Genomic DNA, 12,629 nt, shown 5'->3' on the forward strand with positions numbered 1-12,629 from the left:
TTGGTTTCTCGTTTGGGCATGATCCTGTCCGAAAACCGGGTCCCACTTTTCGGGATCATCCCCCGTGGGGCCTCAGCCCCAGTCATCAATCCTTCATCGACTGTTCGCGCAGCGAGTCCGCCAAAAGGTTCAGCCCCAGCACGAACGACATCAGGGCGATCGTCGGCGGCAGCGCCGGGTGGATGAAGGAACGCAGCAGCCGGCTGGCGTCCTTGATCGCGGTGCCCCAGTCGGGGCTTTCCGGGGCAAGGCCCAGGCCGAAATAGCCGAGCGTGCCGAGCAGGATCGTCGTATAGCCGATGCGCAGGCAGGCATCGACGATCAGCGGTCCGCGCGCATTGGGCAGGATCTCCCACAGCATGATGTACCAAGGCGATTCACCGCGCGTCTGCGCCGCCGCCACATAGTCGCGCGTCTTGATGTCCATGGTCAGCCCGCGCACGATGCGGAACACGCCGGGGCTGGAGGCGAACACCACCGCCACGAAGATGTTGAGCTGGTTCGGATCGATGTGGACGATGTGCAGCGGGTCCCTGTCGAAGACCAGGCCGACATAGATCCAGCCACCGAGGACAAGCGTGATACCGAGCAGGATATAGAGCCGGTCCGGCCGGTTCTTGAACCGCGTCCAGAACAGGACGCTGAAGAAGATGATCGGGAACAGGAAGAACAGCCCCGCCATCGCATAGGGGATGGGCGTGTCCATGATGCCCGGTGTCACCAAGAGGTAGAACAACAGGATCACCGGGAAAGCCAGCACCAGATTGGCGAGGAAGGACAAGAGCGTGTCGATCCTGCCGCCGTAATAACCGGCCGGCAGGCCGAGCGTGATGCCGACCATCAGCGCGAAGCCGGTGGCGGCCGGCGCGATGATCAGCACGATCTGGCTGCCATAGACCATGCGCGAAAACACGTCGCGCGCCAGCTTGTCGCCGCCGAAATAATAGATGAGCTTGGACCCCGGCTCGACCGCGCCGGGCAGCGCGTCCTTCATGATCGAGACCTGCGCCAGGGGATCGAAGGGCGAGATGGTCGAGGCGAAGATCGCCGTGAACAGCCAGAACAGGCAGATGAAGACGCCAGCGATGCCGACTCCGCTGTCGAAGAGCTGGCCGTAAAGGCCCAGCCGCTTCTTGTAGGCGAAGCTGACACCCATCACCAGGATCAACGCGATCCACACCGGCCAGAAACGCCAAAGCACGCCGACAACGATGTCGAAGGCATTGATATACTCGGTCTGCATCGGCCCTGCCCCTTATTGAACCCTGATGCGCGGATTGAGGAACGCGTAGCCGACATCGGAGATGAGCTGCGTGATCAAGACGATGAACACCGAAACCAGCGAGCAGCCGAGCAGAAGGTCGATGTCGTTGTTGCCGGCAGCCTCGACCAGCGTGTAGCCAAACCCCTGGTAGCGGAACATCACCTCGACAATGACGACGCCGGTGAGCAGCCAGGGAAACTGCAGCATGATGACGGTAAACGGCGCGATCAAAGCGTTGCGCAGAGCATGCTTGACGACCACGCTGCCGAAGGAGAGGCCCTTGAGGCGGGCAGTGCGGATATATTGCTGCGTCATCACCTCCACCATCGAGGCACGCGTCATGCGCGCGATGTAGCCGATGCCGTAGATAGCCAGCGTGATCACCGGCAGGGTGAAATTGTAGAAGGTGAGGCCCTGGCTCGCCGAGGCCGCAGAGCCGTTCAGCCACCCCAGCCACGAGGCGAAGATGACGGTGAAGATGACGCCCGAGACATATTCAGGCGTCGCCGTCGAGGCGATCGAGGCGACGGAGAGCGTGCGGTCGGTGCGCGAGCCCTCGCGCATGCCGGCAAGGATGCCGATCAGCAGCGAGATCGGCACCATCACCGCGAGCACCCAGAACATCAGCAATCCGGTGGCGCCGAGGGCTGGGAAAAGCTTCGCGCCGACCGTCGTCTTGAACTTGGTCGAGCAACCGAAATCGCCCTGCAGGACGCCCGAGAAGGTCGGCACGACCGGATCGTTGCAGAAAGAGAAGCGCTGCGCCGGCTTTCCGGTCGCCGGATCGGTGATCGGTTGCTTGGGCAGGATGCCCAGCCACTGACCGTAGCGGACGAAGAAATTCTGGCGGTAGCCATGGTTGACCAGCCAGCTTTCCAGCTGTTCGGCGGAGGTGTGCATCTCGGTCTGGCTGATTGCCAGCTTCTTCAGATTGGGACCGAGATTGATCAGGAAGAAGACGATCAGGGTCAGGCACAGCATCGTCAGCGCCATGGTGCCGAGGCGTCTCAGTATGAAAGAAAGCATGGCGGACCCCTGCCGATCGGTTGGGGAGCCTGATGACGGACGGCTCCGCCGCGATGCGGAGCAAGCCAGCAAACAGACCTTCGAATGCGATCAACCCAGTTTATTGCATGACCCCGCTCGATGAGTCCGCAACTTTTTTGCAGCGGCTCTCCGGTTCCGGGTCACGTGAGGAAGGGGACAAAGGGGCCAAACGCCCCTTTGTCCGTTCGCTCGGATCAGGCCTGTTCCAGCCAGACCTTGCCGTAGTCGTGCTCGTAGGTCGGGTGCATCTTGAAGTTCTGCACCGCCTTGGTCGAGTGGCAGTAGAGCTTGCGCCAGTACGGCTGGATGATGATGCCGGAATCCTGCAGGATCTGCTCGATGTCCTTCATCATTTCCTTGCGCTTGGCCGCGTCGGCGACCGCGAGCGCGGCGTTGAGCTTGGTATCCCAGTCGGGATTCGACCAGGCGGTCTCGTTCCAGGCTTCACCAGTGCGATAGCCGATCGCCAGAACCTGCACGCCGAGCGGGCGCATGTTCCAGTTGGTCATCGACAGCGGATACTTCGTCCAGTCGTTCCAGAAGGTCGAGCCCGGCAGCACCGTGCGCTTCACCTTGATGCCGGCGTCGCGCAGCTGGGCGGCGACCGCGTCGCCGGTGTTCTTGTGCCAGTCCTCGTCGACCGTGATCAGCTCGTGCTCGAAATCGGCCTGGCCGGCTTCCGCCATCAGGGCCTTGGCCTTGGCGGCGTCGCGCTTGATCTTCGGCAGCTCGAAATATTCCGGATGGATCGGGCTGACGTGATGGTTCTCGGCGGGCGTGCCGGCATTGCCGTAGCCGAGCTGCAGGACGACGGCGTTGTCGACGCCGAGCTGCAGCGCCTGACGAACCTTCTGGTTGTCATACGGCTTGTTGTTGACATTGGTGCGGCAGACGATGGTCGCAGCCGTCACCACCTCGGATTTCACCAGGTCCATGCCGTCGAGGATCGAGACATAGTCGGCCGTGGTCTCGAAATTGGTGTGCACTTCACCAGCCTCGAAGGCGCTGACCATGGCGCCAGGATCGGTGCCGTAGTCGATGAACTCGATGCCGTCGAGGAACACCTCGCCGTCCCACCACTTGTTGTCTGCGCGGCGCTTGTAGACGACCTTCTGGCCGACGTCGTAGGAAACGAGCTCGAACGGGCCGGTGCCGATCGGGCAGGCTTTGAAATCGCCGCCCTTCTCGTCGAAGCTCTTGTGGACGATCAGGCCCGGATAGTCGCACATGTTCGGGATCAGCGCGATGTCCGGCTTGCCGAGTTTCAGCTTGACGGTCATGTCGTCGACCTTGGTCACGGCGCTCTCGTCGAGCTTGTCGTCCTTGACCAGCGTGCCGAGGCGGCCGGGCATCGAGTTGCCTTCGGCCTTCTTGTCGGCCCAGCGCTTGAGATTGAAGAGGACGTCGTCGGCGGTGAAAGCATCGCCGTTCGACCAGGTCACGCCCTTGCGTACATGCAGCGTGTACTCGGTCGCGTCATCGTTCACGTCCCAGCTCTCGAGCAGATAGGGACGGAACGTGTATTCGGTGGTGTATTTGACCAGCGGCTCGAGCGCCTGACGCTCGGCGTTGGCGATCTCCGACCAGTCGGACTTGCGCGGGTCCTTCGGATCCTTGACCCACAGTGCGACCTTCAGGACGCCGCCCTTCTTGCCCTGCACGTCCTCGGCCCTTGCTGGGGTCGGATCGGCGAGGCCGATCAGGCCGTAGGCCATCGCCGTGGACGCTCCGAAAACGCTGGCGAGCGCCAGGAATTCGCGACGATCCACCTTTCCCGCCTTGGCTTCTTCGGCCATTTTTAGGATGTGATCCGGAACGCGATCACCGTTGCTTGTATAGATTGCCATGACTTGCTCCCATTGTTGGCTTTCCGCCTTTTAACATTCCGCATCCTGACCGCCTTGTCAAAAGACGGTTTGGGCTAGGAACATGTTAGGGAATGTGCATCTTTGGATGCAACCCGGTTCGCGCGATAGCGACAGTCTTGACGCAAATTTGTTATCGCAACGCGGATTTCCCAAAAAATCGGCGCGGGGGATTAAATCAATACATTTTACAAGGATAATGGCCCCATGGCCGTGGCGAGCAGTACGTTCGGTAGGTCAGGAGATGGGCGGCGCAACCTCAATATTCGCGTTCGTAAAAGACACCGCCCTTTGCTTCGCCGGCGTCGTTGGCCTCGCCGCGCAGCTTAACGCCCTTCCCGACATCGAGATCGATCGTCGCCTTGCCGGAGCCTGGCTTGTCGCCCTTCTGTATGGTCACATAGGTGCGGTCGTTGAGGTATTTGCCGGCCGAAACCGCGGTGCCGCCCTTCTCGTCCGTCGTCACGTCGAGATCGTCGATGCCGATCGCGTTGCGCAAATTGTCAAGCAGCGAGGTCGTGCCGCCGGCGCCTGCCAATTGCGCAGCAGCGTCCGCGAGTTGGGCGATTTGCAGAGGCGAAAGGTTAGACATCGAGCGGCCGAAGATTAGCTGTGCCAGCACCTCATCCTCCGGCAGCGCCGGAACAGAGGAGAAGTTGAATTTCGGATTGGTCGCCTCGCCGGAAACCACGATTGTCACGGTGGCGCTGCTTGTCGTCGTGGTCGCCGTGAGATTGAGGTAAGGCACCAGCGATCCCTGGAACCCGACCGTACCCTCCTTGAATGTCAGCCGCTTGGCGAGAATCGTTAGCCGTCCGCGCTGCAGGGTGAAGGTGCCGATCGCCCTCGGCGCCGAAGCCGGGCCTGTCAGCTTCAGCGAGCCGCCGAGTTCGGCATCGACGCCCCTGCCCTGGATGAAAATCTGGTTCGGCGCGTTCACCGTCACGTCGAGCGTCAGGCCGCTGCCGCTGTTGCTGCTGCCGCCGGACGTCACCGGGCGCAGCGCTTTGTCCTGCGCCCGCACGGACGCCGGCGCGTTCTTGTGCTTCACATCCAGCGCCGAGAGCGACCCTGGCAGCTTTTCCGGAACGGTGATGACCGTCCTCGCCAGGTTGATCGTGCCGGCGATCACCGGCGCGGAGACGAGCGGCCCCCTGACGGTCAGGTCGCCGCCAAGATTGGCGGTCACCACCCGGCCGTCGGTATAGCGGCCGTCCGTGAGCTTGATCGACAGGTCGGCCGGGAAGCCCTGCGCCGGCGTGATGCCCACGGTGCCGCTCGCCGACAGGCTGCCGCGCGTCGACAGCGTTCCGGTCAGGTGGTTGATCCTGGCGACGCCGCTCCCGATCGAGACGTCGGCCGCGATGTCGTTCACCGCCAGGCCGGAGCGCGCATCGATGAGGCGCGCGCCGGATGTCGTGACTTTGCCGCTGATAACCGGCGCGGATGCAGGACCACGCACCTGCACATCGACATTGGCGGTGCCGTTGAGCGCCAGCCCTTGCGCGGCGAGCTTTGCGGCCAGGAAGGAGAACGGCACCTTGCCGTTGAAGTCGAGCGCCAGGGTTGGGGTGCCTGCCGTCGTCACCGAGCCGCCGCCCTTGAGGCCGAGGCCTGCTCCGTCGCTGATGTTGGCGTCGAAGCCGAGCTTGTTGCCGGCGAAAGTACCGGACGACGAGACATTCATGCCGCCGAGGCCGGCGCCGCGCGTCTGCGAGGTCTGCACACCGGAAGCATCGATCTTGAAGGCGACCGACGGGCTGGCCGGCGCGCCGGTGACCTTGACCGTGCCCGAGATCGAGCCGGCCGCGTCGAGGCCTGGCGAGAAACTGTTGGCGAGCGAGATCGGCACTCTGGCGAGATTGGCGTTGATGTCGAGCGCCTGCGCGACCTTGCCCGTGACCGTCGCCGTGCCGCCGCCGAGGTTGAGCACCAGCCGGTCGAGCGTCGTCACGCCATTGGCGATGGTCACAGTCGAGGCCTGGGCGATCGCGGCCTTGATGCCCTGCACCGTCGCCTGGCCGGAGGCAAGCTCGATTGTTGTCGTGCCGTTCGCCACTTTCACGCGACCGGCCGCCTTGGCCGGAATGTTCTTGACGGTGGCGCCGCCGGAAAAACCGGTCCAGTCGCCGTCGCGCTTGAGATCGACATCGATGCCGGTGATGGCTGTGCCGCCAGAAGTCACGCTCTCGGCCCGCACCGTGCCTTGAATGACGGGCGCGGCCATGTAGTTCGCAATCTGCGCATCGATGGCAACGTTCCTGGCGGAGAGATCGCCGCGCCTGATCTGCGAGGTGTTCGCCTTGACCGCGACATTCGGGCCGTTGGCTGCCTTCGTAAAGGCGATCGTGCCGCGTACATTGCCCTCGGCCTTTTCCAGCGCCAGCGCGGCCAGTGGCCCGATATCGGGCAGGTCGAGCGAAACGGTGCCTACCGGCACGAAAGCGTCGTCGAGCACGAGATCGCCCGAAATCTTGTTCGGTCCGAGCGACAGCAGAAGCCCGTTGATCGCGCGGCTGCCATTGGTCGTGGCAAGCACCGCGCTGCCTTGCAAGTTCTGCCCGGCGACATTGCCGGTGAGTTGCACGTTGGCTGCCGGATTGGCGGCATCGGCCTTGCCGCTCGCCGTCAGCTTCAACCCGGTTATCTCGCGCGCCGCCACGAGGAGCCGGTCGCTCTCCACTGTCATCGACAGGTCGGGCGCGGTGACCGGGCCCTGCGCGTTGAGGGCAAAGGTGATGGCGCCCTTGGCGTCTTTCGACAGCCCCGAAACGTCGCCCAACGCGCCCCTGATCCCGGCGGCCAACTTGCCGTCGGCAAGGCTCGCCTGCCCATCGGCGCTGAGCGCGCCAGAATTCAGCTTCAGTCCTTCGACATTGACATTGCCATTGGCATCGCGCTTCAGCGCACCGCTCAACTGCGCGGTCTCGCCAAGCATGCCGCGCACCGCCGCCGGCAAGGCGGAAGAAACGACATCGGCCTTGATATTGAGGTCGACGGCGCCGTCGCCCAGCGATATCCGGCCGGCGACCTGGCTGTTGAGCGCATCGCTGGTCAGCGAGCCGCTGTTGACGGCGACGGCATCGGGAGCCAGTCGGCCGTTGACCTTGGCGATCACCTTGCCGGCGATCAGCGGTGCCAGCATGGGATTGTCGAGACCGATCCTATCCACCGAGACCGTGCCGGATACCGGACCCGCCCGCCCCTTGAGGTCGAAGGCGTCCGAATGCAGCGCCAGGGTGAGACCGTCCACCTTCGCCTGGCTGGCGGCAATGGAAGGCAGGATTGCGGACACATCGAGCCGCGCTTGCGTGCTTTCGCCCGCCATCTTAGCCGACAAGGACTGGACTTCGACCTTGATTGGGCTTTCGGCGCTGCCGACCGTCAAAGGCAGGCTGGCCCCGGACGAGGTAAGATCGAGGGAGAAATCGCTGGCGCCATTGGGATTGAGGGTGCCGGCGGCCTTGCCTGAAATCCCTTCGCCCGAGAGCGTGGCGTGATCCAGGGCCACACCGCCCGAAAGCGTATAAGTGCCGGCAGCGTCAAGATCCAGCGCCCCGAGCCCCGCCTGCCGGGTCTGGCTGGTCTCGGCGCCCGCCACCTTCGCGTTGAACTGCACGTCGGGGTTGGACGACGGACCCGTGACATGTGCCGTGCCTTCCACCGTTCCAGCTCCGTCGAGGCCAGGCACGAAATCATTGGCGAGCGCCACCGGGAGGTTGGCGAGATCGGCCGTGAGGTCCAGGGTCTGACCGGCGCTGCCGGAAACCGTCGCCGAACCGCCGCCGAGGTTGAGCGCGAGCTTCTCGATTGTCGTCACGCCGTTGGCGATGGAAAGGCTGGATGGTTCGGCGATGGCCGCCTTGATGCCGCGCACCGTCGCCTCGCCGGACGTGATTTCCACGCTCGTCGTGCCTTTGGCGATCTTCACCCGCCCGGTGGCGGTGGCCGGAATGCCGGACGCCGTGGCGCCGCCGGTAAAGTTTGTCCAATCGCCGTCGCGCTTCAAATCGATGCCGATGTCGCTGATGACGGTGCTGCCGGAGGTCACATTGTCGGCCTTGATCGTGCCCGAGATCGCCGGCCCCTTGAGATAGTTGGCGATCAGCGCGTTGACGGTGATGGCTTTCGCCGCCAGTTCGCCGCGCGCGATCGAGGTGCTCGCCGCATTGATGGTAACGGTCGGCGCCTCGCCCTCCTTGGCAAAGGCGATCGTGCCGTTGATGTCGCCGGTGGCGGTCTGGTTTGCGAGCGCCGCAAGCGGTCCGATGTCGGGAACGGCAAGCGTCAGCGTACCCAGCGGCAGGAACTTGTCGTCGAGCGCGAGATCGCCCGACACCTTGTTGTCGCCGAGCGCCAGGCTGAGCCCCTTGATCGAACGCTTGCCGTCGGCCGTCACCAGCGAAGCCTCGATGTCGAGCGCCTGCCCCTCGGCATTGCCGGTCAACGAGATGTCGGCGGTCGGATTGGCGACATCGGCCTTGCCCTTGGCCGAGAGCTTGATGTCCTTCACCGTGCGGCCGGCCGCCGTCAGGCTGGCGCTGTCGGCCGACACCGTGAAATCCGGCGCAAGGCGCGGTCCGCTTGCGCTCAGCGCGAAATTGATCCCACCCGCGAGCGGCGTGCCGGCGAGCGACGACAGCGGCGAGACATCGCCCAACGTACCCTTGACGCTCGCCTGGAGGTCCGTTCCTTGCATGCTGCCGGTGCCGCTGGCGCTGAGCGAGCCGGAACTGATCTCCAGCGAGTTGGCGGCGAACGCGCCTTGCGGATCGCGCGTGGCAGTGGCCGAGAATTTCACCCGCTCGCCGAGCAGCGAGCTGATCTGCGGCGGCAACGCCTTGGAGACGGCGTCGGCATTCATCTTCAGCGTCATCGACAGGTCGGCCAGCGCCACATTTGCCGTCAGCCCGGCATTGAGCGCATCGCTGCGCAAGGTGCCTTTGTCGATAGACACGGTCTCGCGGCTGATCGTGCCGGAAAGATCGGCGGACAGCTTGCCGGTCACCAGCGGCGCCAGTGTGGCGACGTCGGTCTTCAGCCCGGCGGCGGCGAGCTTGATGCTGACCGGTCCGCTGCGGTTTTCGAAGTCGAAGCCGTCGGAATGGATCGCGCCCGTAATGTTATTGAGCTGGGTGCCGCCGACGGCGACCGACGTGAGGGACGTGCCGATATCGACCATCGGCGCCTTGCCGTCGCCGAAGGCGCGCACCGTGGCCTTTTCGACCGCAACCAGGATTGGAACGGCGCTGTTGCCGACATCGACGGTGACCGGCTTATCCTTGGCGGAGAGCTCGATCGACAGGTCGCTGGCGCCCTTCGGATCGACATTGCCGGTCGCGGCCCCGTGCACGGAGTCGCTCTCTATGGTGGCCTGCTCGATGTCGACCCCACCCGATGCGGTCGCCGTGCCGGCGAGGTCGAAGCTCGTCTTGCCGGCAAACAGCGCCTTTATCTTCTCCGGCAAAAACCCTTCGAACTCGCCGTCGCCCTTGGCCTCGATGCGGTGACCCTTGTCGGTCAGCTGGTGCCGGCCGGTCAGCTGGCTGACGATCCGGCCGTCGACCATGAAGGTGCCGACGCCGCTCCAGTTGGCCAAAGGCCCGCTGCCGGAGACGACGATGTTGACGGGCGGCGCATCCGGCAGCTTGAGCAGATTGGCGATGATGCCGCCGGACGGCTCCGACGCCTTGAGATCGAGGTCGAGCTTGTTGTCGGCCGGCGCGAAATGGATCTTGGCGTCGACATTGCCTTGCTTGCCGTCATGGCGGAAGACGTTCAGCACGCTTTCGATAGCCAGCGGCGACGGATCGGCGTTGAGCGAGCCCTTGGCGGCCAGTTCGGCGATGCCGCTGCCGGCAAGCTCCTGTCCGAGCGCGATCTCCGGCAGGTCGATCTGCTTCACGTCGATCGACACCGGCAGGCTGGACGAGCCGCCCTGAGACGGCTGCTGGCTCGGCTGCGGCAGCCGCGCCAATTCGATGCGCTCGGCGGCGAAGCGGTCGGCATTGAAATTCCGGGAGAGCAGCGCCGTCGGCGACCAGTCGAGCGCCACCTTGCGCGCCACCATCCAGGGGCCGGCACGGTCTTCCAGCACCACGTGGTCGAGCCGAAGCTGACCCGACCAGATGCCTTCGATGCCGCTGACCGTCACCTTGCGGTCCTCGCTCGAAGCCATTCTCGAGATCAGGCCGGCGAGGTTCTGGCGGCCGCCTTCGGTGCCGGTGAGCACGAACAGCGCGCCGACCGCCACCACCAGCAGCAGAAGCAGCGTGTAGATCAAGATGCGGAGGATGCGCCAAAAGATCTTCATCGTTAGAACGCCTGGCCGATGCCGGCATAGATGCCGAAAAGCGGATCGCCCGGATCCCGGTTAAGCGGCACGGCCGCGTCGATGCGCAGCGGGCCGAACGGCGTGATGTAGCGCAGACCGACGCCGGCGCCGACCTTCACATCCGAGAAATCGGGGAATGATTTGATCGAGACCGTGCCGGCATCGACGAAGGGCACGATGCCGATCGTGTCGGTGACGCCGATGCGCATCTCGACCGAGGTTTCGAAGAAGGAGAGACCGCCGATCGGCTGGCCGTCAATGTCCTTCGGGCCGATGCCCTGGTAGGAATAGCCGCGCACCGAGCCGCCGCCGCCGGAATAGAAGCGCCGGTCGGCGGGCACGTTCTGCAGCCCCGTGCCGATGATCGAGCCCAGCGTCGCGCGTTCGGCGAGCACGAACCTGCTTGCCGTGTCGAGCGACTGGTAGGTGTAGCCCTCGCCCTTCAGCTTCAGGAAGGTCGCGCCGTTCAATATGTCGTAGCTCGGCTCGGCATAGGCGAGGAAGCGGAACCCCCTGGTCGGGTTCAGCTTGTTGTCGCGGCTGTCATAGACATATTGCAGCGGCACGCTGGCGATCAGATAGGTGTGTTTGCCGAAAGCGTCGGTGATCCGCGAATAATCAAGGTCGAACTCGGCCGAGACCCGCTGCTTCTTGTCGAGGTCGTAGGAGACGCCCACGTCACCCTTCACCGAGAAATGGTCATAGGCGTCGGGGTGTTCGAACACCGTCTTGACGCCGGTGAAGAATTTCGACGTCGGCCCGAGCACGCCCGGCTTCTCGAACATGACGCCGGCATTATAGTTGAGCGCGGAGATGCTGTTGCTGCCGATGCCGCTGATCGACCCGTCGATGCGCAGCTTCTCGGCCTGGCCGAACAGGTTGCGGTGCCCCCAATAGCCTTCGAGCCCGAGCCCTTCCGTGTTCGAGAAGGTGCCACCTAGGCCGAAGAAGCGCGGCTTGCGCTCGCTCACCTGGACATCGATCGGGATATTGCCATTGGCGTCGAGGCTGTCAGCTTCCTTGATGGTCACGCTGTTGAAGACCTCGAGCCCGAGCAGCCGGTCACGCGCGTCGTCGATCTCCTGCGGCGAATATTGCTGGCCCCGCTTCAGCCCGGTCATGTATTCGGTGAAGTCGCGATCGACCTTTTCCGTGCCCTCGACCGTGGTGTCGCCATAGCCTGCGACCGGGCCGGCGGCCACCGTCAGCGTGACGTCCAGCGTCGAGCTCGCATGCTCGGCGACGATCTCGCGCTCCGTGACCTTGGCCAGCGGCCTGCCCTCTTCCTTCAGCGCCCGCACGATCAGGGCCTCTGCCTTGAGCACCGCGCCGGAGCTTGCGTCGCCGCCGGCGATCAGCCCGAAATCGGCGCTCGCCAGCCCGGCGGCATCGCCCTTCAGCCGGATATTGCCCAGTGTGAATTTCGGCCCCGGCGCGACGTTGACGACGACCGGAATGGGCTGCGGCCCTTTGAACTCGGCATCCGGCGGCAATTCGTCTATCGACTTGCCTTCTATCGTTATGGTGACCACGCCTTCGTAGCGGGCATCGGCGTAGAGCGCGGCGACCAGTTGTTCGCGATCGCCGCGCGCCTTGGCCATCAGGCCTAGCGATCCCGACACCGGATGGTCCTCGTCGTTTTTCAGCGCCGAAGCGTTTTCGAGCTTTTTTACCAGGTCCTTGTCGGCATCCGGCGCATCGATGGTCACCGAATAGCGCAGCGGATCGACGATGTCGGCGTCCTCGTCTTTGGATGAGCCCCAAAGCTTGATGCCGAAAATCTCGAAAGCCGCCGCAGGCCGGATCTCCCCGGCCAGCACGGTCGAGCAGACGAGCGCGAAAAGCAGGGCACGCGGAAGCCCGCGCCCTGGCGCGAACCCTCCTGACATCTGCGTTTCACGCGCCGGCATTAAGACAACCTAGTCGACAAAACTAAAATTGGAATGAAGTTCCGAAACGTTCGTAAAGGGGCCACAATCCAATTGTCTGAAATAGACCGGGCTTGGAATTCACACCTTTTGCAATTTCGCAAGAAAGTGTGATCCGTCTCACAGAGGTTCTGTCGAAATACCGGCCTTTGGCCGGCATGGAAACCGTTCGCGGGCGAAAAACCTGCGGC

General features: G+C 63.9%; 5 protein-coding genes. All 5 read right to left on the reverse strand.

The genetic code is table 11. From position 1 onward, the window contains the following. Positions 1-85 precede the first annotated feature (85 nt). Positions 86-1,243: an ABC transporter permease gene (locus CK230_RS03210; RefSeq protein WP_095815716.1), complete on the reverse strand. Its 1,158-nt coding sequence runs from the start codon at positions 1,241-1,243 to the stop codon at positions 86-88. 12 nt (positions 1,244-1,255) lie between these two features. Beyond that, positions 1,256-2,290 carry an ABC transporter permease gene (locus CK230_RS03215; RefSeq protein WP_095815717.1) on the reverse strand — a complete coding sequence of 345 codons (1,035 nt, stop codon included), beginning with the start codon at positions 2,288-2,290 and terminating at the stop codon, positions 1,256-1,258. 215 nt (positions 2,291-2,505) lie between these two features. After that, positions 2,506-4,158 carry an ABC transporter substrate-binding protein gene (locus CK230_RS03220; RefSeq protein WP_095815718.1) on the reverse strand — a complete coding sequence of 551 codons (1,653 nt, stop codon included), beginning with the start codon at positions 4,156-4,158 and terminating at the stop codon, positions 2,506-2,508. A 277-nt stretch (positions 4,159-4,435) separates the two neighbouring features. Next, complete coding sequence (locus CK230_RS03225; RefSeq protein ID WP_095815719.1) at positions 4,436-10,489, reverse strand: translocation/assembly module TamB domain-containing protein; 6,054 nt, start codon at positions 10,487-10,489, stop codon at positions 4,436-4,438. Between the two features lie 2 nt (positions 10,490-10,491). After that, entirely contained in the window at positions 10,492-12,420 is a 1,929-nt protein-coding gene (locus tag CK230_RS03230) for an autotransporter assembly complex family protein (RefSeq protein WP_095815720.1), read from the reverse strand. Positions 12,421-12,629: the final 209 nt, after the last annotated feature.

It is taken from the genome of Mesorhizobium sp. WSM3859 (assembly GCF_002295065.1).
In the GTDB taxonomy this organism is placed as follows: Bacteria; Pseudomonadota; Alphaproteobacteria; order Rhizobiales; family Rhizobiaceae; genus Mesorhizobium.

What these genes read in the sequence shown, in the direction of transcription:
- CK230_RS03210 (WP_095815716.1), bottom strand. Translation starts at nt 1,243, where the DNA reads ATGCAGACCGAGTATATCAATGCCTTCGACATCGTTGTCGGCGTGCTT.
- CK230_RS03215 (WP_095815717.1), bottom strand. Translation starts at nt 2,290, where the DNA reads ATGCTTTCTTTCATACTGAGACGCCTCGGCACCATGGCGCTGACGATG.
- CK230_RS03220 (WP_095815718.1), bottom strand. Translation starts at nt 4,158, where the DNA reads ATGGCAATCTATACAAGCAACGGTGATCGCGTTCCGGATCACATCCTA.
- CK230_RS03225 (WP_095815719.1), bottom strand. Translation starts at nt 10,489, where the DNA reads ATGAAGATCTTTTGGCGCATCCTCCGCATCTTGATCTACACGCTGCTT.
- CK230_RS03230 (WP_095815720.1), bottom strand. Translation starts at nt 12,420, where the DNA reads ATGCCGGCGCGTGAAACGCAGATGTCAGGAGGGTTCGCGCCAGGGCGC.